25 protein-coding genes are annotated in these 24407 nt (G+C 46.4%); 6 read left to right on the forward strand and 19 right to left on the reverse strand.

Annotated features, from left to right (window positions below; translation table 11 throughout):
- Positions 1-173: 173 nt before the first annotated feature.
- Positions 174-1715, forward strand: a complete 1542-nt coding sequence (locus EGM68_RS24870; protein ID WP_129550223.1) for a family 43 glycosylhydrolase — start codon at positions 174-176, stop codon at positions 1713-1715.
- A 94-nt stretch (positions 1716-1809) separates the two neighbouring features.
- Here EGM68_RS24870 and EGM68_RS24875 read toward each other — a convergent pair whose 3' ends face one another.
- The 5 genes from EGM68_RS24875 to EGM68_RS24895 all read right to left on the reverse strand — a co-directional run bounded on the left by EGM68_RS24875 (position 1810) and on the right by EGM68_RS24895 (position 6263).
- Entirely contained in the window at positions 1810-2520 is a 711-nt protein-coding gene (locus tag EGM68_RS24875) for a GntR family transcriptional regulator (RefSeq protein WP_013373714.1), read from the reverse strand.
- Positions 2521-2726: 206 nt separating this feature from the next.
- A complete protein-coding gene (locus tag EGM68_RS24880) occupies positions 2727-4136 on the reverse strand; it encodes a glycoside hydrolase family 1 protein (protein ID WP_064962862.1) in 1410 nt (469 codons plus the stop codon).
- A 71-nt stretch (positions 4137-4207) separates the two neighbouring features.
- The gene (celB, locus tag EGM68_RS24885) at positions 4208-5536 is read right to left on the reverse strand and encodes a PTS cellobiose transporter subunit IIC (protein ID WP_040102566.1); all 1329 of its coding nucleotides are present in this window, start codon (positions 5534-5536) and stop codon (positions 4208-4210) included.
- An 84-nt stretch (positions 5537-5620) separates the two neighbouring features.
- The gene (locus tag EGM68_RS24890) at positions 5621-5953 is read right to left on the reverse strand and encodes a PTS sugar transporter subunit IIA (protein WP_013373717.1); all 333 of its coding nucleotides are present in this window, start codon (positions 5951-5953) and stop codon (positions 5621-5623) included.
- Positions 5946-6263 (reverse strand): PTS sugar transporter subunit IIB, encoded by a 318-nt coding sequence (locus tag EGM68_RS24895; protein WP_040102565.1) that lies wholly within the window; start codon positions 6261-6263, stop codon positions 5946-5948. Before EGM68_RS24895 ends, EGM68_RS24890 begins: the two co-directional genes overlap by 8 nt.
- Before the next feature lie 340 nt (positions 6264-6603).
- Between EGM68_RS24895 and EGM68_RS24900 the strand changes: the two genes are divergently transcribed.
- On the forward strand, positions 6604-6864 hold the full coding sequence (locus tag EGM68_RS24900; protein ID WP_225683705.1) for a hypothetical protein: 261 nt from the start codon (positions 6604-6606) through the stop codon (positions 6862-6864).
- Positions 6865-7021: 157 nt separating this feature from the next.
- On the forward strand, positions 7022-8137 hold the full coding sequence (locus EGM68_RS24905; RefSeq protein ID WP_129550224.1) for a WG repeat-containing protein: 1116 nt from the start codon (positions 7022-7024) through the stop codon (positions 8135-8137).
- A gap of 71 nt (positions 8138-8208) precedes the next feature.
- Here EGM68_RS24905 and EGM68_RS24910 read toward each other — a convergent pair whose 3' ends face one another.
- The 4 genes from EGM68_RS24910 to EGM68_RS24920 form a co-directional block, all read right to left on the reverse strand.
- On the reverse strand, positions 8209-8646 hold the full coding sequence (locus EGM68_RS24910) for a hypothetical protein (RefSeq protein WP_040102563.1): 438 nt from the start codon (positions 8644-8646) through the stop codon (positions 8209-8211).
- A gap of 214 nt (positions 8647-8860) precedes the next feature.
- Positions 8861-9016: a hypothetical protein gene (locus EGM68_RS25860; RefSeq protein WP_165264084.1), complete on the reverse strand. Its 156-nt coding sequence runs from the start codon at positions 9014-9016 to the stop codon at positions 8861-8863.
- A gap of 12 nt (positions 9017-9028) precedes the next feature.
- Positions 9029-9595 carry a hypothetical protein gene (locus EGM68_RS24915; protein WP_013373723.1) on the reverse strand — a complete coding sequence of 189 codons (567 nt, stop codon included), beginning with the start codon at positions 9593-9595 and terminating at the stop codon, positions 9029-9031.
- A 13-nt stretch (positions 9596-9608) separates the two neighbouring features.
- On the reverse strand, positions 9609-11123 hold the full coding sequence (locus EGM68_RS24920) for a DUF4153 domain-containing protein (protein WP_064962777.1): 1515 nt from the start codon (positions 11121-11123) through the stop codon (positions 9609-9611).
- Positions 11124-11270: 147 nt separating this feature from the next.
- Here EGM68_RS24920 and EGM68_RS24925 point away from each other — a divergent pair, with 147 nt between their 5' ends.
- Positions 11271-13013 (forward strand): ABC transporter substrate-binding protein, encoded by a 1743-nt coding sequence (locus tag EGM68_RS24925; RefSeq protein ID WP_129550225.1) that lies wholly within the window; start codon positions 11271-11273, stop codon positions 13011-13013.
- Between the two features lie 206 nt (positions 13014-13219).
- Here EGM68_RS24925 and EGM68_RS24930 read toward each other — a convergent pair whose 3' ends face one another.
- A complete protein-coding gene (locus EGM68_RS24930) occupies positions 13220-14638 on the reverse strand; it encodes a helix-turn-helix domain-containing protein (RefSeq protein WP_129550226.1) in 1419 nt (472 codons plus the stop codon).
- A gap of 211 nt (positions 14639-14849) precedes the next feature.
- On the opposite strand from EGM68_RS24930, the gene EGM68_RS24935 reads away from it, so the two are divergent.
- Complete coding sequence (locus EGM68_RS24935) at positions 14850-15095, forward strand: DUF6953 family protein (protein WP_013373729.1); 246 nt, start codon at positions 14850-14852, stop codon at positions 15093-15095.
- A 42-nt stretch (positions 15096-15137) separates the two neighbouring features.
- Here EGM68_RS24935 and EGM68_RS24940 read toward each other — a convergent pair whose 3' ends face one another.
- Positions 15138-16097: a helix-turn-helix transcriptional regulator gene (locus EGM68_RS24940; protein ID WP_129550227.1), complete on the reverse strand. Its 960-nt coding sequence runs from the start codon at positions 16095-16097 to the stop codon at positions 15138-15140.
- A gap of 112 nt (positions 16098-16209) precedes the next feature.
- Here EGM68_RS24940 and EGM68_RS24945 point away from each other — a divergent pair, with 112 nt between their 5' ends.
- The gene (locus EGM68_RS24945; RefSeq protein ID WP_129550228.1) at positions 16210-17157 is read left to right on the forward strand and encodes a Gfo/Idh/MocA family protein; all 948 of its coding nucleotides are present in this window, start codon (positions 16210-16212) and stop codon (positions 17155-17157) included.
- Between the two features lie 38 nt (positions 17158-17195).
- Here EGM68_RS24945 and EGM68_RS24950 read toward each other — a convergent pair whose 3' ends face one another.
- The 8 genes from EGM68_RS24950 to nikB form a co-directional block, all read right to left on the reverse strand.
- Complete coding sequence (locus EGM68_RS24950; protein ID WP_129550229.1) at positions 17196-18209, reverse strand: asparaginase; 1014 nt, start codon at positions 18207-18209, stop codon at positions 17196-17198.
- Between the two features lie 230 nt (positions 18210-18439).
- Positions 18440-19207: an amino acid ABC transporter ATP-binding protein gene (locus EGM68_RS24955; RefSeq protein ID WP_129550230.1), complete on the reverse strand. Its 768-nt coding sequence runs from the start codon at positions 19205-19207 to the stop codon at positions 18440-18442.
- Between the two features lie 4 nt (positions 19208-19211).
- Complete coding sequence (locus EGM68_RS24960) at positions 19212-19928, reverse strand: amino acid ABC transporter permease (protein ID WP_016822612.1); 717 nt, start codon at positions 19926-19928, stop codon at positions 19212-19214.
- A 30-nt stretch (positions 19929-19958) separates the two neighbouring features.
- Complete coding sequence (locus tag EGM68_RS24965; protein WP_040102554.1) at positions 19959-20768, reverse strand: transporter substrate-binding domain-containing protein; 810 nt, start codon at positions 20766-20768, stop codon at positions 19959-19961.
- Positions 20769-20908: 140 nt separating this feature from the next.
- Positions 20909-21718 (reverse strand): nickel import ATP-binding protein NikE, encoded by an 810-nt coding sequence (gene nikE, locus EGM68_RS24970; RefSeq protein ID WP_013373736.1) that lies wholly within the window; start codon positions 21716-21718, stop codon positions 20909-20911.
- A 41-nt stretch (positions 21719-21759) separates the two neighbouring features.
- The gene (locus EGM68_RS24975) at positions 21760-22581 is read right to left on the reverse strand and encodes an ABC transporter ATP-binding protein (protein WP_129550231.1); all 822 of its coding nucleotides are present in this window, start codon (positions 22579-22581) and stop codon (positions 21760-21762) included.
- Between the two features lie 19 nt (positions 22582-22600).
- Complete coding sequence (gene nikC / locus EGM68_RS24980; RefSeq protein WP_129550369.1) at positions 22601-23431, reverse strand: nickel ABC transporter permease subunit NikC; 831 nt, start codon at positions 23429-23431, stop codon at positions 22601-22603.
- Positions 23431-24375 carry a nickel ABC transporter permease subunit NikB gene (nikB, locus tag EGM68_RS24985; RefSeq protein ID WP_129550232.1) on the reverse strand — a complete coding sequence of 315 codons (945 nt, stop codon included), beginning with the start codon at positions 24373-24375 and terminating at the stop codon, positions 23431-23433. The genes nikC and nikB overlap by 1 nt, the downstream gene beginning before the upstream one ends.
- Positions 24376-24407 lie beyond the last annotated feature (32 nt).

Below are 24407 nucleotides of genomic sequence, written 5' to 3' on the forward strand. Positions count from 1 at the left end.
CTATTTCGTATGTAATGATCAAATTTGTTCTTTCTTCTAACAGCAGTTTACCATTCTAAAGACTTCAATTTATTCCACTTGTAAACGCTTCCAATTAAGATAAAATCAAAGATGAGGTGCCGGACAAGCCCTTCTGGCCCATCCTATCCGTGTTAAAGGAGGCAGATGATATCGTGAAGTGGATCAGCAACAGCAAATCGTTAGCCGCATGGATTTGTATTATACTCGCAGTGGTCGGTGCAGGTCTTCAACCTGATGCGGTACATGCCAATACTACAGGCGTTACGCAAGCAACCTATGGGAGCGAGATGAACCCATCGCTGAAAGGTGTAGACGCCGCTAATACAGAACTGTCCTTGAGTGCAATAGCAAGCACAGCCATTACGAACGGAACAGATTGGAAAGACACCGCAGGTAACCCGATTCAGGCAAACAGCGGCAATATCCTAAAAGTAGGCTCCACTTATTATTGGTACGGCGAGCATGCTGAGAACTGGAAATTTGAAAAAGTGAACGTATACACCTCAACAGATTTGAAAAATTGGTCCTTCCGCAGTAGTATTCTCACCAAAGATTCCGCCCCTGAGTTGAATTCGAGCAAAATTGAGCGTCCCAAAGTCATTTACAACAAATCCACCGGAAAATATGTACTATGGGCACATTATGAAAATGGCACAGACTACTCACTCGGTCGCGTAGCTGTTGCCACCAGCGATACACCCGACGGGAATTTCACTTACCAAGGCAGCTTCCGCCCGCTGAATTATGAGTCTCGTGATATGACGGTATTTACGGATACTGACGGTAGCGGCTACCTCATTACAGCTTCCCGTAAAAACGGCGGCGCCAACGATACGATGGCGATCTTCAAGCTGACGGCCGATTATACAGGCGTGCAGTTGTTCGTTGGCTGGATTTTTGAAAATGGCTATCGTGAAGCCCCCGCTGTTGTGAAAAAGAACAACACCTACTACCTGTTTACCTCACAGGCATCCGGCTGGTATCCGAATCAGGGTGCTTATGCAACCGCCAGCTCCATGACTGGAAGCTGGTCTGCTTTGTCGCCTTTCGGCGATCCGGCGGCTTATGGCTCACAAATCCACTCCATCGCCACAATTACAGGCAACGCTGGAACCAGCTACATCTATATGGGCGACCGCTGGAACCCGCTCAATCTGAGCGATCACAAATTTATTTGGTTGCCACTGACCTTGAATGATGCTAATAAAACGGCAACCCTCAATTGGTACAGTAGTTGGGATTTGGATGCTGCCACAGGCACAGTCATCCTGCCTTCTCTTGTGAATCACGCGCAAGGCAAAACAGCAACTGCCAGCTCAGCCGCCTCCGCTTCTCCGGCTTCACTGGCGAACGATGGTAACCCTCAAACTTCATGGAAGGCTACATCTGCATCCTGGCCTGCATGGTGGCAGGTCGATTTGGGCAGTACCAAGACGATTAGCGAAGTGGATATTTCATGGTTTATGTACAAAGGATCTGAGGCATATTACAAGTATAAAATCGAATATAGTACGGATGGTGTTCATTATTCCACCATTGACCGCACAAGCAATACCACATATGGCTTTACCAGTGACAAAGTTAACTTCCAAGCCCGTTACGTGCGCATCAATCTTGTTAATGCGGTGTTATTTAATAATCCAAACAACTGGTACACCCCAACGGTGCATGAAGTCAGGTTGCTTGGTCATTAACTTGCTTCATTAAAAAAGAACAGGCAGGAGAATCCCATATTAGATAGGCTTCTTCTGCCATGTTTGCTTTACCACCTGTTTCGTACTCATTCGCTCAACGTATCCGATTTACTGTGGTAAACACAAATTTATCATACCGATGCCGTGAGAATGAGTATTCAAACGGTATACCCGTATCCAGATAACCTACCTGCTCAATTTCTAAAACCGGATCATCCGCACCACAATCCAAATGTTCCCAATCTAGCTCGGTCGACTTGGACGCACGGATGGTACGATGTGAACTGACAATATTAAGGCCCAGCTCCTCCTTAATATGTTTGTACACTGAGCCGTGCAACACCTGCTCGGTAATACCGCTGATCAGCTTGGTAGGCATGTATGTGCGCTCTATCACATACGGCTCTCCTTCTACAATACGCAGACGGACTACATGATACACAGGAGAATTGGCATCAATAAATAGATGCGCCGCTACCTCTTCAGATGGAAATTGAACGTCAAAGGCTATGATTTTACTTTTGATTTCTTTCCCGCGCAGTACGTTGGTCAGCCCCAGCATTTCATTCACAACGACATTAACCGGACCATTGTAGACCGATTTGACGATAAAGGTTCCGTGTCCTCTTTTACGATTCAACAGCCCTTCCGACACCAATGTATCCAATGCCCTCTTAATCGTCATCCGACTTACCCGGAACTCACTGGCCAGTGAAATTTCATCGGGGATCGGATCATCACTGCTATAGGTCTTATCTATAATACGCTTCTTGACCTCTTGTGCAATCCGTTGGTATTTATTCATCTGTCTACCACCTGTACTAAAATTTGTTTTATGTCAGCATTTTACCAAAAACATCGGTAGCGCTGGTTCTTTTGGTTCTGCAGGCGGGGACATCGAGGTATTATGGTATAAGTAAGTATACCGAACAATATACTTTCTCACCAGCAGTATACAGGGGAACTTGGCTCGGTGATAAAAAAAGGTGGTCCAGAGGACCACCCACCACCTTAGAATCCGTTATTTTCGATCACTTGCTTGAACCAGTGCCCACTCTGTTTAACGGATCTTTTGCCTTCGTTCTGAAGGTCGACAGATACGAAGCCATAGCGATTTTTATAAGCGTTCGTCCAGGACCAGTTGTCCATAAATGTCCATAAGTGATAACCTTTTACATTTGATCCTTCTGAGATGGCACGTTGGACCCATTTGAGATGCTCACGGATAAAATCAATGCGATAGTCATCATGGATCATGCCGTTCTCATCCCTGAATTTTTCCTCGCCTTGAACACCCATTCCGTTTTCTGATATGAAGCATTCAATGTTTCCATAATTCTCCCTGACATTGGTCAGAATGTCGTAAATGCCCTTCTCATAAATCTCCCAGCCTCGCATCTCATTCATCTTACGACCAGGCATGGCGTAATAATCGAAGAATCGTTCCGGCACAAAAGGCGCATCTGGATTCGGAAGACTTTCGCGAGCCTTGACTCTGCGCGGCTGATAATAGTTAATCCCCAGCAGGTCCACAGTGCCTTGACGTATAATCTCCCGGTCTCCGTCTTCCATGTTTGGTACGAATCCCTCTTGGCGTAACAACTCCACGAGCAAAGGATTAAATTCTCCCGTCACAGATGGGTCTAAAAAGGAACGGTTAAAGAACGCGTCGCATATTTCAGCAGCCTGCACGTCTGCCGGGTGCTGGCTACGCGGATAAGTTGGCGTCAGGTTCAAAATAATACCAATTTTTCCCTTGTAACCGCCTTCTCTGTAAGCCTTAATGGCACTCGCGCTCGATAGCAGGGTATGATATCCCACCTGTACAGCTTTCCCGAAATCCACTTCATTTGGATAGTGGAAATCGTACAGATAGCCGCCTTCCACCGGGACAATCGGCTCGTTATGTGTAAACCATTTGGCTACACGATCCCCGAATAGCTCAAAGCAAGTGTTAGTGTAATCCACGTAAGCTTCGACCGTCTCCCGGTTTACCCAGCCTCCTTTTTCCTGTAAAGCCATCGGCAAATCAAAATGATACAGGTTCACAAACGGCTCAATCCCCGCCTCATGCAACTCTGCAATGACGGCATTATAGAATTGAACCGCCTTCTGGTTCAATTCACCTCTTCCTGCTGGAAACAGGCGTGACCAGGAAATGGAGAACCGGAAGGAGTTATGGCCAAGCTCTTTCATGAGTGCAATATCTTCTTTGTAACGAGTATAGAAGCGGGATGTATCGCCAGGTCCCACCCCGTCATAAAAACGGTTTGGCTCCTGTTCAAACCAATAATCCCAGATGTTCGGTCCTTTGCCGTCTCCCTCCACGGTTCCTTCTGTCTGGGTAGCCGAGGCTGATGACCCCCACCAGAAGTCGGATGGAAAACGGTATTGAATGGCTTGCTGCTCTGTATCTTTCATTTCGGTATGATTCACAGCTCTACTCCTCTCTCTTTTGCAATGAATAAGCCGCTAGTTCAGGCTCATTCACACTACATTCCAACAGTTTGATCCTTACCTGCAATGGCTGCTTGGTTAATCTCCTCTTCCTGCTCTTTACGGACGTTCATTCGATCAATAAATTTCAGGAATGGGAACCAAATGACAAAAACGACAGCCATATTAAACAACTGCAGTACGCCTCCCATTAGAGATCCCGTAGCCATCATTCCACTAAAGAACAACGGCATCGTCCAAGGGACCTGTATTCCGTTAGGCGGTGGTACAAGCCCGGTGGACATCGCGAAGTAAGTAATCAGCGTAACGATCATTGGAGCAATGACCCATGGGACAAAAATAAGCGGATTCATCACAATCGGCAAACCGAAAATGACGGGTTCATTGACATTGAATAGGCCTGGTCCAATGGCCAACTTACTGACCTGCTTCAATTGCTTGCTCTTTAGGAAGATCAGAATCGTGAGCACGACTGCCAGTGTCATACCTGTACCACCGATACCTACGGTATAAATATCCACAAACTGCTTGGTGATAATATGCGGCAGTTCTGCTCCTTTGGAGTACGCTTCGTAGTTTTCAAGTGCCAGCGTATTCCAGATCGGTTCCATGACTGAGTTGATAATAATCTGACCATGAAGCCCAAAGAACCATAAAAGCTGAACAAAGAAAATAGCAATTAATGTAGGTATAATACCACTGCCCAAATGCACCAGAGGTGCCTGTACAGCATGATAAATCAGATCATGCAGGTTATTATGAAGAGTCAGTGTAACTACAACATTAATGATCAAAAATATGCCCAATGTGATACACGCCGGAAGCAAAGCGGCAAACGATTTGGCAACAGCTGGCGGAACGCCTGGAGGCATTTTAATAACAATGTTCCGCTGTGTCACTCTTCGATAAATTTCAGCAGCTATAAAAGCAACGATCATGCCAAGGAACATGCCTTTGGCCCCAATTCGATCCAACGGAATGACACCAGCAATCGTGGCACCGCTTTCTTGTGTCAGCACAAACGGGGTGAGCATCAAAAAGCTGACCAACGCGATCATGCCGCCGAATATGGGCTCGACCTTATAACTTCGGGATAAATAATAGCCGATCCCGACAACTACGAATAAGGTCATGATGTTCAGGGTGGCACTCGGCGCAATGTTCAGCAGACTGTTAAAAGTCGCATAATTACCGTCGCCCATCCACCCTTTGAGAAACGGCAGATTGATAATAACGACAATGATGGAGCCAAAAACTGTTAATGGAAATGACAACATAAATGCATCACGCAGTACAGTAAGATAGCGGTTGTTGTTCAGTTTACCGGCAATAGGTATCAGTATCCGGCTTAATTTTTCAAACAAAGCCTATTCCTCCCCGCGAAGTGACTTGCATCAATAGGGTTGCAAGCATTTCATGTCCCAAAATTCACAATTTTACAGGTCCTGCTATAAACTTCTGGATTTGAACAGCTCCAGTAGTTCTTTAACCAGATCCTTCATGGTAACCGTGGACATCAGATGATCCTCGGCATGCATCAGAAGGAGCGAGAAGGGAGTTTGAGTACCTCCCGCTTCCTTCTTAACCATTTGAAAATGGATATCATGTGCAGCACGTAAATCTTGCTTGGCTTCTTTGAGCAGTTCGTCCGCACCTTCTACATTTTCATTTCGATATTCAGTCAGCGCTTGAATTACTTTACTGCGAGCGCTTCCACTGTGAAGAATAAGTTGGAAACTAATTTGCTCTTCCGTCAGTTCAGCTATATTGATCTTATCCATTTTTGCGTTCCACCAGCTTTACGGCCTGTTCATAGGCTTTCTTACCGTCAACCATTCCGTAGGCCATCATGTCGATCACTTCTACATGAATACCATATTGAGATGCTTCCTTTTCCAGTTGTCCTTTAAGAAAACTCATTTGCGGGCCAATCAATACCGCGTCAGCCTTAGCCATATCTTCTGCCGCCTGATCTTGACCTACTGCCCAAATTTCAGCCTCATCTCCAATGGACTTAGCATATTCCTGCATCTTGGTAACCAGCAAACTTGTAGACATACCTGAGCTGCACGCCAGTAAAATTCTCTTCATGATTATTCCTTCCCTTCAAGGTCTGATTGGATGATAACTACTAGAAAACGTTTACAGCGTAATTATAAATCCGCTTTTCGAATTTGTCTATACATTTAACATATATGTATAGACTTTTTTTAAAATGACACATTTTCTTCTTTTTTTGAAAAATGAACTGATATTATCTTAAATCTCTCAATAATAATCGATTCTCACTATAAGAGATGTGCGAGGGCTTAGCGAGCAGCGGCATCAAGCACTTCAGGATTGCACGCAGATATATGAGGAAGCACCCAGAACGCTACGTTGCTGCGGTACTACCAGAGCTTCGCTTTGAGGATGAACAGAGTTTAATATCGTGCTGTCTGCCCATTTTCTGTTTATGTATAGTGATCGACTCGACTATGAGTTTCATAAAAATACGGTACACGAACTGCTACGAGTGGCTTCAGAGGAAGTCCGCATTTTTCCTCTGACCGATTTAACAGGCACTCGTTACGATCTGCTAGATCGTTTGATTCTTGAGCTGGAGGCAGAAGGCTTACGGGTGACGGAGGCCAAGGTCCCGTATGAGTTTATGCGTAACGGCAACTCTCTGTTGAGCATCCGAAAGATGTAGGTCAGGTTTAGAGCTTTCACACACTGAAAATTAGAAAAAATTTGAATATCAAGAAACATTCCTACATTTTTATCGTCTATATTATGGAAGGCCTTACGTATGAGGGCAGAATTCTTTGAAGCCCGAAGTTAAAATCAACTCACAAAGGAGCTTATGCATGTTGAAAAAGTTAGGATTAGCTGCATTGATTCTGGTGACTAGCCTCTCCGTTATGGGAACAGGTTGGGCCGCATCCAGTACAACAACCATTGAAGTCTCTAAAACCGCTGTAGATTACAACATTGCTCGTCCTTCAAGCGATGGTGCTTTCCATGATGGCTTATTGGCCGCTGAAACATCTACCGGAAACCTTGTGTATTACAATACCAAAGGACAAAAAGCCTTCTCTCTTCCCGCCGAGCTTAAACCTATTGGTGATTTTCAAGAGCAACGAGCTGTAGTCAAAAATACAAAAACCAATCTCTATGGATACATTAATACCAAAGGGACACTGGTTATTCCTTGCCAATATACCGAAGCCAATGTCTTTTCCGAAGGCAAAGCCAAGGTCACAATAGCAGACACCAAAGAAAATGCAATTATAGATCGAACGGGAAAAATCCTTTCTCATTTTAAAGAAAATGTGGATTCAGAATATGTATTTACAGACGGTCTGGCTCTTGCCTATGCCCCTAACACTGGGAAGGTTGGTTTTGTGAATGCTTCCGGTAAACTAGCGATTCCTTATCAATATAAATACAGCCGTAGTTTCTCGAATGGCTTGGCTATTGTTCAAAATAGCAAGGGGCTATACGGTTATATCAATACGGCAGGCAAAGAAGTCATTCCACCTCAATACAAATCCGGCGGAGACTTCTCGGAAGGATTGGCCCCAGTACAAAATGCCAAGGGTAAATGGGGATTCATCAATAAACAGGGAAAAGTCGTGATTCCCTTTAAATTTACGGATGCACAGGATTTTAGCGAGGGTCTGGCCAGTGTGAAAAATGCGAAAAATGAAGTTGGGTTTATTGATAAAACCGGAACATTGGTCATTAAATATCAACAAAAATATGACGTTACATCTCCATTCAAGGAAGGCATTGCTTTAGTCGGTAAACAAGCAAACTCATCCGTTTCGGACGGAAAATTCGGTTACATCAATCGCCAAGGTCAACTGCTGACCAAGCTTGAATACAGATCGGAATCTTCTTCCTTCTCTAATGGTTATGCTGTTGCTTTTATCAAGCCAGGCAAAGCCTTCATTGTATCTAAACATTCTGTTTCAAAATAAAAAACAACCCTGGAGGCAGATCGAATGGATCTGCTTCCAGGGTTGTTTAGATTGCCAATATCTCAAACCACTTAGTCGTGTGTATAGAATTTTACGCCAGGCAGATCAGCTGCCACCCAAGAATAATTAATAGTATTACTGTTGTAATTTTTGGTCCCCGCCTGAGCGATCTGTACTTCCTTCAAGATCGTAATCGATGATCCCTTCGGTCTGACGACTACGACATGACCATGTCCGTCCGCTTTTTTGATCCCAATCGTAGGGTACCCGAGATTTGCTCTTTTTTGAGCATCCTGAAAAGTTACAGAGGACCAGCCTGGCGCCTTTTTATTCAGTAAAGCATCAGCCATTTGATTGGCTAAGCCACCTGGCAAGGAAGCCGACATCGCAGCCATCACATCTTGCGCGAAAATATTACATTTTGTTCCACCTACTGGTGAATACTTTTTGTTCGTTTCTACCTTAAAGCCATCGATTACAGATGCGTATGTGCTTGCACTTCTAGCCATTGAAAATTCCCCCTGAATATAAGTTGTAGAGGAAATGACGGAGTCGCTTGAACATCTGAATGGCTCCACATTCAATTGATGTTGGCTTCAATTCCCTCTCAACTATTAGGGTGATTTCCGGCTTACTTTAACAACGCAATACCACAGAAAATGAACTCTTTTTATATTTCCTATTCAGATTCCATTTACAGTGATAACCAGGGCTTTTGCTTGATTAATCATCACTTAGTTGAAGACTTTCTTCACTGATTACGGTTGGAACGATAAGCTCAGGAGTAGTCGCAGGCTTAGCGGGTGTAAAATAGTCTGCAACCCCCACCATTACAGCAATGCCAATAAACAGCACGATCCAATTACGATTCTTTTTCATCACCTGTACCTCTCATTCTTCACTGCGCCCGTTCAGCCACTTGAACCAGTGGAGCAAATGACTGAATCGGTATTCATGCTGGGAAGCATACGTCCATACCTCTGGCTCTTCACCAGGTTCCCTCCAGACGAGCATGGAAAAGTGACCTTCTTTCTCGCTTGCAACCGACAGCAGCGAAAGACGATCATCCCCGAATCGGTAAGGCGCCGATTCTACCCAGTAATTTCGCATATCGCTGATCCAGCTGCGAAAATGCTGTGTACCTGCGATTCGCAGCACTTCATCAGGAAGGAGCAGATGCTCATGGATGTCCTTCCAATCCCCTGCATATTGGTACCGCGCTGCCAACATTGGACTGAGCGGTCTCACTTTGCCTAGAGCCAACGTAGGGATGCAGGTGACGGGAACGACCGGGCCAATACGCTGGATAGCATAAGCACGGGCTTCCTCCTCACTCATCCCGTAGGACATAGCCTCCACGAGAAAATCATTCCGCCTTACACCAAATTGATACTGATACTGTGACATTTCATCCTGTAGCTCCAATACCATATCCTGTGTCGTATCTGTTCCGATCATTCCCAAACACCTCTCATTCCAAAATATAGTCGTGCAATTCCTGTTGCGCTCGATACTTAGCCCAATTGAATTCTGGCCAATTCGATTCTTCTCTCGTCATGCTCATCAAGCGGGTTTGTAAAAACTCATCCAGCGCTCCATGTTCCTTACGGCTAAAATCAATCAGCAGTGGAATCGCGTCCGCTGACAGCTCACTCAAATATTCCTTGTCTATCACCGATGTTGTACGATACCGTTCGAGATTATTTTCAGCTATCCGTACATCAATGCCCACATAGTTCACGACGACATAGGCGATTAGAGCGAGTACAATATAATATTTCGCCAGCGGAAGCTGGCGGACATGAATGCGCACAGCTGCAACGAGCAGCAACAGGCCTAGAAAAATCATAAATGCGTGTACCAGATAGCGGATATACGTATAGCCGTATGCTTCTTCGTACATGACCAGCCGGGTATATCCCGAGTACAGCATCACACCCGAACAACCAACGAGTATGTACAGCAGGCCGCTGTTCAATGTTTGTACTATACCTGAGCCGAATTCAGTCCACTTCAATACACTGATCATCAGCACAAAGTTGATACCTGTTACCATAACCAGCTCCCCGAATCCTCTTCTCGCATATTCAGCATACGAGGTTCCTTCTGGCAAAGCCCCTTCCCATGCACCAAACAGATATCCGAACTGCAGCACGACGAACACAACATACACCAGATTCATGACAATCAGCACTGTAGCGGTAATGACAGGATCAAACTTGATCGCGACCGGCTCGTGGTAAGGTACTGCTACTGCTGGCTGAGCCTCTCTCTCCGTATTCCGCGGAGCAGGCTGTACAAATCCCCACAAGTAACAGAAAAAACAGAAGGTAAAAAAGCAGGTCCAAATCAGCCGCGGCAAACCACTCCCAAAGGTCAATGTACCAATCCATGCGGGTATGCCTGATAACAACTCTTCGAACATCCCGTCTGCCGAAGCCAGCAGAGATATAATAATGAGTAGCAACGGCAAGGCAATAAGTAGACCGATTATCACTTTACCCAATACACGCTTACGCTCATCCTTTACATTCCGAAAGGCTGCCGTCTTAAACATCCGAAACGGGGTCACGATATGGCGAAAATTTTGATAAAACCAATGGCTTAGCGCCTGACCGATAATACCGACTTCCGACCAGCCATGCCTTTTTTCCCCGAACAGCAACACCATATGCACGCTAATCAGAGCAGCTATAGCCAGGGCATTTAACACATAGAAGATCGGGTTATCGAACAGCACATATGTCAGTGCCAGCATCATAATGACCACGAACAGCAGACGTCCTATCCATGAAAGGGGCTGGCAACGATCTCGATTAAAGGAATACATATACACGTAAAATACAATAACAAAAATAGGCATAGACACGCCCAGCCCATGTCCGAAGAACAGATATTGATGAACCAGCGCCAACACAATGGCGCCAGCAAAGGCGGACAACAACGACGCTTTCGGCAAAGACGATCCACTCATCTTGTCATGCATGGTAAATACCTCCACAACTATGCTTTATAACCCTTATTGTAGATGATAAAATAAGAAGATAAAGAGAAATTAATTGAAATAAAATTTCCTATTTTATAAAAGCAGTTACGCTTTTACTCAAGCATAGGGGAAACGGAGCATTCCTGAATGAAACTTCACGCCCAATTTTTACGGCTTCACTCCCACGCAGCTGACGACAGGGACGAGAACTATACCATAGAGACTACACTGGATGAGCTGGCGGCTATTTTTGACTGCACCCACCGCAACGCCTTGATGATCATTCAGAAAATGGAGCAGCACGACTGGATACAATGGACTCCCCGCCGAGGCAGAGGCCGCCGTTCCAGTCTACGCTTCCTCATTCAGCCGGAAGACATTGCCGTGCAATCCATGATGCAAGCCATAGACCGCCATGATATCAAACGCGCACTGGATGAAATCCGAGCTCATTCACGCTCCTCCACCATGCAGGAGCATTTACAAGGCTGGCTGCTGAATTATTTCGGGCATCACGCAGAGGTGCGCAGTGATCAGCAGCAGATCGACACGCTGCGTCTGCCTATTCGCCAGCAGCTCTATACGCTGGACCCGTTGTACTTGAACTGGCTCGCCGAGTCCTTCGTATCCAGCCATGTTTTTGACGGGCTGGCCCGCCGGGCGAACGAGAGCGGCGAGATTTTGCCCGGACTGGCGCACGCTTGGGAAGTGGACACTACTCGTACGCAGTGGACTTTTTTCCTGCGTAAAGAAGTGCTGTTTCATAACGGCAAAATACTGACCGCAGAAGACGTCGTTTATACCTTTGAGCGACTGAACCGGGCGCCGGGAAGGAGACTTTACCATTTTATCGTCCGGCAAATTCAGCACGTTCAGGCGTTGAGTCCGACGATGGTACGCTTTGTACTAAAGGAGCCGAACGAGCTATTTCTATCCTTCCTGTGTACCAGCCGGGCTGCAATTGTACCGCGTGAGCTTAATCAGGTGGGTGAAGCCGCATTTGGCGTCCGTCCTATCGGTACAGGGGCCTTCAAGGTCACGGAAATGAACGAAAGCCTGTGCCTACTTGAGGCTTTTGCACCTTATTTTCAAGGTCGTGCTCATCTAGATCGGGTGGAAATCGTCCAACTCCCGTGGGCAACTAAGCTGGAATCGTCGGATATGGAAGACACCGCTTCCTCTTTTCACATTATTCATAATCCTATCCTGGCAAGAGACACGGATACCGCATGGAGCCAGATTCACTCGGCAGCTTCGGTGCGCAAATTTATCACATGTAACACACACAAGGACGGACCGCTGCGCAACCCGGAAATACGTGCTCGGATTGTAGCATGTCTGGATCATCGCCCCCTTCCTTCAGCAGTGGATTCATCTAACGCTAACGATTCATGTGAACCACTGGCGGCGTTGCAAATTGCCACCATTCCTGAGTATAGAGCGGATGCAGAACGGGTCGCGGCCCAGCTCGAATCCTGTGGATATACCTGTAACATCGTGGCCGCATCCATGAATGAATTTAAAAGTTCATCGATTCGTATGGAGTCAGACTTAATCATCTTTTCTCTGTTTCGTGACCGTGATGAGCAATTGCGCCTGTTTGATCTGTATCTTAATGTATCCGGACATGTGGAGCCGCATAGCCGCGTGGATATCGAAAGACTGCTGCGCGAAATTGCACGGGAAGCTGATCATACCGTCAGAGCGCAGCAATTTGAACATATCGAAACTCGGCTCATGGATGAGCACCAGCTGCATATCTTATATGAAAAGCCCGTTCAAACGGCATATCTTCCTACTGTACGCGGCGTATCCTTTAACAGCCAGGGCTGGGTGGATCTGCGTCATGTATGGTTTCCGCCTGCCCAGCTCCCAACTCCTCTCACTTGACGGCAAGGACGCTCCTTCAAATGCACTTCCAAATAAAAAAGGTATCCTCTTCTTCATAAGAGAATACCTTTTTTAATGTTATCGAGACCCTCTATGCGGATGGTTCAGGAGATGACAATGCCCATCCCCCCAGCCCATGACTGTGGACATCGCTAGGGTCTTCTATAGGAGGGGTGACGGGTGGAAAATGCAATAGGATAAAAACATTAAATGCGAGCAGAGAAAAAACGATCTTTTTTATCATGGATGTACTCTACCTCTCCAATGTACTCTACCTCTCCAAGTAAGTTTTTATACTCCTCTTTGTCCTCAGAAGTGGCAGTATGCCGATACTTTTCAAATAGTCCTACACATTTGATGGTGACAGGATTACCATTCAGCACGACGGAATAGGAAAGGCTCTCGAGCAGGAATTTCATACCTTTGGAATAACGATGTTTGTTGAGATCGTAACAAGCCATCTCTGCCAAAAATCGTGCATAGAGAGATGCTGACATTTGCTCGGTATAGGTGCCTACCTTGGCATGCTGATCTGCAAATGCCTCAATTTGTTTTTCAAAGTGCTGCAGTACATGATCTACATTAAAATCATAACGGTTGGCCGCTACCATTATCTTATGTAACCCAACCAGAATTTCGCCCTCATTTTTTTCCAAATAATCTACATACTGTGGAATTACATCCAAGCTGCCGGACATCAACTGATACAAATACCCGTTGGCCTCAGCCCAGTTGCTACAAAGAGCCTTCAGACGCCGAGCTTCTTCCGTATCCTCTTGCACCCAGCTCAAATCCGAATACAGGGATACATATTCCAGCGCTTTCTGATAATCCCCGCGCTCATCCCACACCCCGGCACGCAGCACATAAGAGTATACAATATACATAAATAAAGGACCCTTAGGTTCCCTGCCACGCTCTGATTTTCTGGTATTTCCGTATTTTTGCTCGTATTGTACTTTGGCTTTTTGAGCCATTTTTTCAGCAAACCATTCTACTTTATCCCAACGCCGCAAGGAAGCATACGTATTAGCCAAGTCTCTTAAGGCATCTAATTGGTCTGCTTCGCCCAATCGCTCCACAAAGCTTTCAAAATGTGTAGCTGCCCATAAATTCTCATCCTGATCATCGCCAACGGTAATCGTAAATAAACGGTATTGGCAGAGCGCCAGCCGCTCCGAATGTTGATACTTCTCACTTTCCGCGACATTCTTATAAATAATGGCCGCAGCCTCAAACCTACCTTCGCTGAACAATTCCTCCGCTGTCTCAAATAAAGCCGGGGCGTATATGAGATAGTCCATCATAAACTCCACGACTTGCTTAATACAATCCAATTTATTCAGCTCTGCACAGCGATGCAAAAAGGGACGAACCCGTCGCCAATTCGGTGCCGTATTCCGTATAAATTCATCAATGTATAGCTCATAGAGGCTCCCTTCTTCAAGCCCCATGCCTGCAGCAATCCGATCCAGCAACAGCATCGCAATTGGCCGGTTACCGTTGATTATGGCACTGATCGTACCTGCATTAATACCTGTCTTCTCCCCAAACTTACTAATCGTAATTCCTTCTCGTCTGATGTACTGCTCCAGCTCTGCGCGAATAGTGGTTGTTTCCTTCAAATCAGGCACCCCCAGGGATAACTTGCATGATTTCAATACAAAAAAAGAAAATTCCCGTGAATATTCCCTTAATTATACAAAAGAAAGCCCACTTAGCCAACTGCATAAGTACATTTATATCAAAAAATTCAATAATTCTCCGAATTGCCGTATACTACAGGAGGCGAGCTGAACAGCTACACCCAATCGGTCGCAGGAAAGGATACGACAAATGGACAACACCCCAACTATAGAACAACAAATTGCACAATGGATGGTCGCGCAGATCCGTGAAGTGGGCACTTTGAAACAAGAAGATGCCATTGCATATGTACGCTCTGAATATGGAGAGCAGTATGTGTTTATAAGCGAACATGGTCATGTCTCTTTGGAAAAAGAAATCAAAAAGGCATTTCGCAAGCTACATGGTGGCCGAATCGCCTGGGATCGTGATGCATTCCTCTGGGCCTGGACTTAACAAGCAAAAGCATCTGCTATCGGCAGATGTTTTTTTGATGATTTAACCGTAGATCCTCTGGAGTCGGCTAATTTCCTCCTTCACAAACTGTCGGAGTATTGCAGGCTCCACGATTTCAACCCGGCCGATCCAATCCATCGCATCGCGGCAAGCCGCTTCATAGCTATACATGTTAACGGTTACAATGAAGTGACTGCCCTCCTGCACAGACTGAATGATTTCCATCCTTTTCGCTAATATTCCAGCTTGCTTCTTAGTCGTTCGGATCAGAACAGGATAGTATTCTTTCTCTCTACAAAGCTGCTTAAACGCGCTTTCTTGCCTCATCCAATAATGTTCCAGCGAGAAATCTCTAGGAACCTCGAAGACTTCGGCAGACGGCTGAATCTCCATAATTCGCTCACACTTAAAGGTCCGAACCTCCTGCCCGACTTCACAAAAGGCAATAAGATACCAATCTCCCTTTTTCACCACAAGTCCATAGGGATGTACATCGCGAGAAGAACAAGAGCCGTCAGCTTTCTCATACTGAATAGTTACTTTATAGGACCCCCACACTGCCGCTCTCACGGCTTCCAGGCAAGGAATCGCTACACGTTCCGTCCACCACGGTGTATCATCAAAATAAAACCGCGCTTTGGCTTTTTGAATATCGGACTGATATGGGGCCGGCATCGTCTGTTCCAGTTTGAGCAAAGTATTCTTTAACTTCAAACCCGATTCTGTGGACCCGCCCGTATAAATGCCCATCCCCGTTAAATACAACTGAATGACATCCCCGCCATTCAACTGTTTCAGATTCGCTGTATAACCGTCCATTAAATAAATTCCGCCCTTCGGGCCGGATGCGGTAACAATCGGAACTCCGGCTTCAGCCAGAAGGTCGATATCCCTGTAAATGGAGCGTACAGAGGTTTCCAATGCCAACGCCAATTCCCTGGCCTTCATTCTCCCTCTAGATTCGATACATAATAAAATCGCGATTAAACGATGCAGTCTCACAATCATACCTCCACAATAGATGGTTAACCCGAAATGAAAAGATGATGCAAAGATTGTTGACACCCTGTTGGCAACAATAGGTGTGTATCATAGAAGTAAAGGGGTGTAATGGATGATGAATATTGGAATTTTGGGGACGGGATTCGGCGCGTATCACGCCTCACTGTTAAACAACCATCCCAAGGTAAACAGACTCATTGTATTTGGAAGGAACGAAACCAAGCTGCAAAAATTGAAAGAGGAGCTAAACGTAGAAGTCACACAAAATATAGAGGATATTCTGCTGGATCCGGACGTGGATATCGTCGATCTATGCCTGCCCTCCCACCTGCATAGGTCACATGCCATTGATGCGCTAAAGCACGGGAAGCATGTATTTTGTGAAACACCGGTTTGCTTTCATCTCGAAGACGCTCTTCTTATGCAACAAGCTGAGAAGCAATATGGCAAAAAAATTCTGGTCAACCAGTTCATTAAGTTTGATCCTGCCTATACCTATCTGTACGAGGCTTATCGCCAACAAAAATACGGAAAACTCATTTCCTTGTCCTTGAAAAGAGAAACCCCTCCCTTGTGGGGAGACCTTGGACTAAGCTCCATCCCTACGCAGTTCATGATTCATGAACTGGATTTATTCACCTGGCTATGGGGTCCCTGTGATCCATATACAGTGTGGGGCACAGAGGTAGTCCATCCCGAACAGGCACAGGTTCGGGCTTACTATCAGCATCGGGATGCCTTCACAGAAGTCATCGCTTCTTCCCATATGCCGAAAAGCTATCCTTTCACGGTAGCCTATGAGGCTTATTTTGAAAAAGCCAAACTGGTATTTCATGAGAGTGACGAAAACGATCCTATACCCACCGCATTATTTGAGTATACCGCATCAGGACAGCAAAAAATCAATCTCGAGTCTGCCAATCCATACGAAAAAAGTTGGGATCATGCACTTGAATGCTTTGGCGGACATGCGGAATGCCTCATTCCCCTGGAGTCGGCCGTACAAGCACTGGAAATGGCCATTGAGATTAAAAACAGGCTGGAACAGGCTCGGCGTTAGCCGGTATGTAGCTGGCACCTACGGAAATCAGCTTCCTATCAGGAAGCTGTATCCGCAGGCAAGGACACTTCGTCCGCGTAGTTCGTTGCCATAATCTTGGCTACCCCGGCCGGGTCTGTCGTCTGTCCCAACGCCCACATCATTTTCGTCACCAGCGCTTCCGTTGTCATGTCATAGCCCGGAATAACACCCTTCTCCAGTACCTTCTGACCTACCTCATAGATCGTCAGGTCCCCGCCCTCATAAGGACATTGAGTTGTGACGACAATACTCATACCGTCCTTCATCAGCTCCTCAATTTTGCTAATGAGGCTTCTTTCTTTAAAAGGCACGCCCCCCATACCAAAGCCCTCAATGACGATACCTTTATAGCCCAAACTCCGAATAGCATCAAAAATCGCGGGATTCGTACCTGGAATCAGCCTGAGCAGAAATACTTCAGCAGCATACCCGTCATTGTATGGGTGACGAACGGTATCACGATTTGCAAATATACCCTCCGTATAGACCACCTTGCCGTTCTCCACGAGACCTATGTACGGATAGTTAATACTCTCAAAAGCGTTATAGCTGCGTGTTCTGATTTTCGAGCTGCGACTACCGTTGATAATTTTGCCATTAAACACGACAAAAACCCCTGCCACCTCGCCACATGCGGTCAGGAATGAGTCAATTACATTTTTTTTGGAATCACTGTGCTCCGCCAATATGGATACCTGCGAACCTGTCACAACGACGGGTTTGTCTACAGTGCCCAACATGAAGCTCAGGGCTGAAGCTGTGTAAGCCATCGTATCCGTGCCATGGGCAATAACAATACCGTCGTATTGATCGAGCGAACGATGTACCATCCGAGCGATGGAAGCCCAATCCTCTGGTTGTGTATTGGTGCTATCAATGCTCATCAGATTGCAGGCATCAATCTCGCAAATTTCCTGAAGCTCCGGAATTTCAGCCAAAATATTTTCAGCCGATTGGGTTGGAGTCAGACCGTTTTCCTGATAGGAGGAGGAAATTGTCCCTCCGGTATTAATGAACAGAACCTTTTTCATTTGCCAATGTTCCTTCCCGATTACAACTTCACTTTATTGTTCTTAGAATTTATCATGAATAAGGGTGATTAGCTACTTTGCAACGGAAAATAATTTCGAATGTAAAGCTAAAAAAGCACGGCAAAACAAGCGCCGACTTTCCTGCCTCCCGCGACTTGTTTAGCGTGCTTTTTACGATAGTTGCAATGAATCTACAGCACTGCACATACCTTTAACCCATTCACGTACTTTTATGGCGATGCTGGCTGGTCCTGTAACGTTCTTTGCCCCAAAGCTTTGCCCAGGAATTGCCGTGTCCGTTCTTCCTTCGGATGATTGAAAAACTGCTCCACCGGCCCCTGTTCTACAATCGCACCATGCTCCATCAGCACGACCCGATTCGCTACATCCCTCGCAAAACCAAGCTCATGCGTGACAATAATCATCGTATTGCCTTCACTCGCCACCTTTTGAATCACGGACAGTACTTCATCCACCAGCTCAGGATCAAGTGAGGAGGTCGGCTCATCGAACAACAACACCTGCGGATTCAGCGCCAAAGCGCGGGCAATCGCAACACGCTGCTGCTGTCCACCCGAAAGCTGGGCAGGATAATAGGTCATACGATCCTTTAACCCGACCTTTTCCAAAATGCCCTCACTGATCTCCCTTGCCTGCTTGCGATCCATCTTTTTCACACTGGTCAGACCCATCATCACATTGTGGAGTGCATTCAAATTTTTAAACAGCTGATATTGCTGAAATACCATTGCCGTTGCCATCCGCAATCCGAGAATGTCCTTTTTTCCTGCCTTGGCCGCATCTACCTTCAGACCGTCAATTTCAATGATACCGCTGGTTGGCTGTTCCAAAAAATTAATGCTACGCAGCAGTGTAGACTTCCCCGATCCGCTTGGTCCCAGGATGACCACGACTTCTCCCTTGCCCACCGTCAGGTCTATGCCCTTTAACACATGATGCTGCCCAAAATGCTTATGAATTTGATGAAGTTGGATCATGCCCTTATTCACTTCTTTCGTATATTCGGATACGCTTCTCCAGCACAACAAGCCCGCGCTCAATAATGATGCACACCAACCAGTAGATCAAAGACACCGCAACATAGACCTCAAAAAAAGCCAACGCTCGCGCGCCCATAATTTTGGCCTGTCCCATCATATCGACGACACCAATCATAAAAATAAAAGATGTATCCTTCACTGTACTGATCAGTGTGTTTCCCAAATTGGGCAAAGCCACCGTTAGCGCCTGCGGCAATACAATTTTGAGCATAATCTGTGTTTGGCTCATGCCGATGGAATTGGCAGCTTCAAATTGTCCCCGATCGACTGAATGAATCGCTGCCCGGAATGTCTCCGACAAATATCCTCCAAGGTTCAACGAAAATGAAAGCAACGCAAACAGCTCGGGCGGAATGACATAGACATTAAATTGCTGTAAGAAGCCATACTCGCTCTGAAAATAATACAAAAACTTGGGTATTCCGTAATATACGAGAAACAGCTGCACAATGAGCGGTGTTCCCCGGATGTACGAGACATACAACGTAGACAAGGGCGCCAAGACAGGCACCTTGTATATCCGGATTAAGGCCGTAGCCAACCCGATGATCGCACCCAGCAGCATGGAGACAAACGCAATCCATAATGTAACAGGGAGATACTCCACGATCTGGGGAAGGCTTTTCAGCATATAATCTAAATCAAACAGCTTTTCCATAGGAACCCCACTCTACTTTTTACATTGTTATTACTGAGGAATAAATTCTCCGCCTGTCCACTGTTCAGACAATTTTTTCAGTGTTCCGTCCGCTTTAAGTTCTTTAATAATCGGGTCGATTTTAGCTTTCAACTCCTCACCCTGCTTATCCTTTTTGAACACCAGATTGATATTATCGCTTTGCACAGGCTCGCCCACAGCTTCCACCTGCAAGCCTTCCTTCTTGATCGTTGCTGCGGCCATCACTGGATCATTCACATAAGCATCCACTCGGCCATTTTGCACGTCTTGGAGGTTATCGGACGAAGTGCCTGTATCGTTATATTTTAAAATAATTTTGTTCCCGTTCTTCGCATTATACTGCTCTAGCAACTGCGTATAGGAATCCCCTACCGAGGCGGCTACCTTCTTGCCTTCCAAATCCTTGAGAGAATGGATATCCGTTCTACCCTTTTTCACAATAATAACCGACTGAGCGGAGAAATAGGACTCATCCGAGAACAGATACTTCTTCTCACGCTCCGGATTTTTGGCAACTTCATCTGCGATGATCTGAACTTTATTCGCATCCAGCGCAAGGAATATCGCATCCCAGCCCGAAGGTACAAATTCAATCTTATAGCCGTCCAGCTTCTTATCGATCTCCTTGACTACTTCCACATCGTATCCGGTCAGCTCGTTTTTATCATTCGTAAAAGCAAACGGCGGGTAGTCATTTTGTGTCCCCACATAGAGTACCTTATCCCCTGATGCCACTTCCTTCGAGGAACATCCACTCAAAGCACCCGTTAATAACACAAGAGATAGGCCAATCGCTGCTACTAAAGCAGATTTCTTCATAAGTGATATCCCCTTTTGAAATCCAAGTAATTTACTATGATTTTATATTATAACGAGTTATTCAAATAATACAACTAGCAAATTTCATTTCGATTATCTAACCAGATATTGCACAAAAAAAGACCCTTGCGGGTCAGTTGTTATTCATGAAGTGGAAGACGGTCTGCAGGGTGCTCCGGCAAAATGGACGAAATTAAACGTTGCACAGCCGGGTGAGCAGATTCAAAAATCTGATCTTTCTTATCACAGTGCTCGATTAATCTCCCCTGTTCCATCACAGCAATGCCATCACAGACGGCGTAAGCCGCTCGAATATCATGCGTGATAAACAGATATGACAATCCAAATGAAGTTTTCAGCTCTTCCAACAGGGATAAAATGCGCATCTGATGAACCATATCCAGACTGCTGACGGACTCATCCAGCACGATCAGCTTGGGTCTGAGCGCAATCGCCCGTGCAATATTAATCCGCTGTAATTGTCCACCGCTGAATTGGTGCGGATATTTATTCCGATCCTCTGGCTTGAGACCCACCCGCTCCAGCAGGCCTTCTACCGTTCTTTTTTGTTCCTGCACTGATAACCGCTCGTAATTATCCAAAGGCTCTCCGACAATCTGTCCGGCGGTCATGCGAGGGTTTACAGCAGAATAGCAGTCCTGGAATACAACCTGCATATCCCGTCGCAATCCCCTGCGTACTTGAGGACTTCCATTATAGATGTCCTGCCCCTGAAACAGTACCTGACCCTCCTGCGGCTTCTCCAGCCCCAGAATAACCTTGCCCAGCGTGCTCTTCCCCGCTCCGCTGGTTCCCAGCAGTCCCAGACAAAATCCGCTCTCTATGGTAAGCGACACATCAGTGAGCACAGGGAGACGTGATTCGGAGCGGCCCAGCCATTTGCGCTTTCTATAGCTATGAGTTACTTCCTTCACTTGCAGCACACGCATTCGCTCCCCTTTTGAAAGTATCCAACAGGTAACTAATCGCCCTACTGATTTATGCCCTGAAGGGACAACTTAGGTCTGGCCTGCAGCAGCATTTTCGTATATTCATGCTTTGGCTGGTCGAACAACTGAAAAACCTCTGCCTGCTCAACAATACGTCCCCGCTGCATCACTGCCACTTCATCCGCCATTTGGGAGATGACACCCAGATCATGCGAGATCAGCAAAATAGACGTGTCATATTCCGTACGCAAGCGATCCAACTCTCTCAGCACCTGTAGCTGATTAACCACATCGAGTGCCGTTGTCGGTTCATCCGCAATAACCACTGCTGGCCGCAGGCACATGGAAATGGCGATCATGACCCGTTGCAGCATCCCGCCACTCAACTGAAACGAATAACGTTTCATCAGCTTGGCTGGATCAGGCAGATTCATATTTTCCAGAGCCGTTATGGCAAGATCGCGAGCCTGTTGTTTGGTTAATCCGGTATGCGTGCGGATCGTTTCCATAAACTGATCCCCAATCGTATACACTGGCGTAAAAGCTCTCATCGGATTTTGCATAATAAAAGCGATTTCCTTGCCCCGAATGCGGCGCATCTCCTCAGCTGCCATTCCGTTCAACTCACGACCGTTCAGACGGACACTGCCTTCCACATCCATCGTCTGACGATCCAGTAACTGGAGAAGCGCGTTACAGGTTACTGTTTTGCCGCTCCCACTCTCGCCGACAAGACCTAGAATCTGCCCCTTTTTCAGTTCAAAATGGGTAGGTTCTAGTAGAGATACCGCCCCTGCATCAGTTTTGAGCTTTACCTGCAAGCCGCTGACCTCCAGCACCTGCGTCTTGGCCGTGTCATTCATCGTTGTCCCCACTCCTGTTTTACTGACGTTTGGCAATCCCGTATCGGTCGGACAGCGTCTCCCCCAATATATTGAAGGCCATTACCACCACCAGAATCATGATACCCGGATAAATCATTAATTCAGGATGACTGCGGATGTATCCCGTTCCCTCATGAATCATGGCTCCCCATTCAGGAGTCGGCGGCTGGATACCTAGACCAAGGAATGACAACGCGGAGATATCCATAATCGCCCAGCCCATCTCCAGCGTACCAATGACCACAATCGGCCGCAGCACATTTGGAATGATGTGCCGCCGGATAATGGCCCCTGAGGAGGAGCCGCTAATCCTTGCGGCCGCTATAAAATTCTGCTCTTTCAGACTGACGACCATATTGCGGCACATTCGGGCATAGTACACCCACTGCACCAGCATCAAGGCAAACAGCACCTGCATGAGACCCGGCCCAAAAATACCGACAATGCCGAGCACAAGCACCAAGTTGGGAAACGCCATAATGCCTTCGCAAAACCGCATCAGTACACTATCGACCCAACCGCCCAAATAACCTGCAATTGATCCGATTACAACACCGATGCTTAGCGAGGACAGGAAAATTAATGTCGCAAAGCCGAGCGAAATTCGTGCTCCATACAGCAGCCGGGATAGATTACACCGACCCAGATGATCCGTTCCCAGCCAATACTCTTTTGAAGGACCTTCCAGCTTATGCAGTAAATTGACCTTAACGGGATCATGGGGAGCCAGCCACGGAGCCAGCGCCATTATGATAAAAAGGGCTACCAGCACGACAGAGCAAACCACGATTACCTTTTGATCCTTAAACATTTTACGCAACCTTATCATCACTGCTCTGCTCGTCCCTTCGAGGAAATTCGGGGGTCCATATACAACTGCACCAGATCAACGAGCAAATTGCATACGATGAACAGGCATGCCGCCAGAAACACATAGCATTGTATGACGGGAATATCCCGGTTAAAAATGGCCTCCACAAAATAACGGCCAAACCCAGGCCATGAAAACACCTGCTCCACAATAATCGTTCCGGTCAGCAACTTGCCCAGATTCATGCCCATACTTGTTATTAGCGGAGTCATAGCCATTTTGAGTATGTGCTTGAGCATAATCACCCGCTCGCGTATTCCCCTGGTTCTGGCATACTGTACATACGTTTCCTGAAACTGTTCCAGCACACTGGATCGCAACAGGCGCGTATATAAAGCAATCAGAACCAGCGACAGAGTCAACGTCGGTAACACCAGATGCTGCCACGTTCCCCGACCCTCTACAGGTAGCCAGTCCAATCGGACAGAGAAAAAGAAGATTAACAAATATCCCAGCCAGAACTGGGGAATAGACGCTCCGAAATACGAAATCCCCCGACTCAGCATGTCGATCCAGCCATTTTTACGCATCGCCGCCAATACACCTAACGGGATGCTCACCAGTATAGATAGTGCCATGCTGCTTAAGGCCAGCTCAACAGTGGCAGGCAATCGAGCCTTCACCTCATCCCACACGGGCTTGTTGGTCAGATACGAAGTACCAAAGTCCAACCGACTGATTCTTTGAATTGTATGCATATACTGTGTCAGCAATGGCTGATCCAGTCCGAACTCATGTCTTTTCTGCTCCAGAACTTCCGGGGTAGGATAAATATGAGCAGCCGTCAAATAAGCTTCAGCGGGATCAACCGGTGAAATGTGAATGAGTGCAAAGGTAACGAGGGTGGCAAAGAGAACAATAGGAATGACCGCTACCATTCGCTTCCCGATATAGCTAATCATAAGTTGTCCTCCTATCCTGTAAATTAACGTTA

The sequence above is a fragment of the Paenibacillus sp. M-152 genome (assembly GCF_003856555.1).
Taxonomy (GTDB): Bacteria; Bacillota; Bacilli; order Paenibacillales; family Paenibacillaceae; genus Paenibacillus; species Paenibacillus polymyxa_C.

Excerpts from the sequence above, each read along its gene's own strand:
- EGM68_RS24890 (WP_013373717.1), bottom strand. The coding sequence starts at position 5,953 with ATGGATAAGATCAATATAGCTGAACTGACGGAAGAGCAAATTAGTTTC.
- nikB (WP_129550232.1), bottom strand. The coding sequence starts at position 24,375 with ATGATTAGCTATATCGGGAAGCGAATGGTAGCGGTCATTCCTATTGTT.
- EGM68_RS25860 (WP_165264084.1), bottom strand. The coding sequence starts at position 9,016 with ATGAAAAAGAATCGTAATTGGATCGTGCTGTTTATTGGCATTGCTGTA.
- EGM68_RS24960 (WP_016822612.1), bottom strand. The coding sequence starts at position 19,928 with ATGGAAAAGCTGTTTGATTTAGATTATATGCTGAAAAGCCTTCCCCAG.
- EGM68_RS24935 (WP_013373729.1), top strand. The coding sequence starts at position 14,850 with ATGGACAACACCCCAACTATAGAACAACAAATTGCACAATGGATGGTC.
- EGM68_RS24965 (WP_040102554.1), bottom strand. The coding sequence starts at position 20,768 with ATGAAGAAATCTGCTTTAGTAGCAGCGATTGGCCTATCTCTTGTGTTA.
- EGM68_RS24910 (WP_040102563.1), bottom strand. The coding sequence starts at position 8,646 with ATGGCTAGAAGTGCAAGCACATACGCATCTGTAATCGATGGCTTTAAG.
- EGM68_RS24955 (WP_129550230.1), bottom strand. The coding sequence starts at position 19,207 with ATGATCCAACTTCATCAAATTCATAAGCATTTTGGGCAGCATCATGTG.
- EGM68_RS24895 (WP_040102565.1), bottom strand. The coding sequence starts at position 6,263 with ATGAAGAGAATTTTACTGGCGTGCAGCTCAGGTATGTCTACAAGTTTG.
- EGM68_RS24945 (WP_129550228.1), top strand. The coding sequence starts at position 16,210 with ATGATGAATATTGGAATTTTGGGGACGGGATTCGGCGCGTATCACGCC.
- EGM68_RS24875 (WP_013373714.1), bottom strand. The coding sequence starts at position 2,520 with ATGAATAAATACCAACGGATTGCACAAGAGGTCAAGAAGCGTATTATA.
- EGM68_RS24925 (WP_129550225.1), top strand. The coding sequence starts at position 11,271 with ATGAAACTTCACGCCCAATTTTTACGGCTTCACTCCCACGCAGCTGAC.
- EGM68_RS24905 (WP_129550224.1), top strand. The coding sequence starts at position 7,022 with ATGTTGAAAAAGTTAGGATTAGCTGCATTGATTCTGGTGACTAGCCTC.
- EGM68_RS24880 (WP_064962862.1), bottom strand. The coding sequence starts at position 4,136 with ATGAAAGATACAGAGCAGCAAGCCATTCAATACCGTTTTCCATCCGAC.
- EGM68_RS24950 (WP_129550229.1), bottom strand. The coding sequence starts at position 18,209 with ATGAAAAAGGTTCTGTTCATTAATACCGGAGGGACAATTTCCTCCTCC.
- EGM68_RS24920 (WP_064962777.1), bottom strand. The coding sequence starts at position 11,123 with ATGCATGACAAGATGAGTGGATCGTCTTTGCCGAAAGCGTCGTTGTTG.
- nikC (WP_129550369.1), bottom strand. The coding sequence starts at position 23,431 with ATGATAAGGTTGCGTAAAATGTTTAAGGATCAAAAGGTAATCGTGGTT.
- EGM68_RS24915 (WP_013373723.1), bottom strand. The coding sequence starts at position 9,595 with ATGATCGGAACAGATACGACACAGGATATGGTATTGGAGCTACAGGAT.
- EGM68_RS24975 (WP_129550231.1), bottom strand. The coding sequence starts at position 22,581 with ATGAATGACACGGCCAAGACGCAGGTGCTGGAGGTCAGCGGCTTGCAG.
- nikE (WP_013373736.1), bottom strand. The coding sequence starts at position 21,718 with ATGCGTGTGCTGCAAGTGAAGGAAGTAACTCATAGCTATAGAAAGCGC.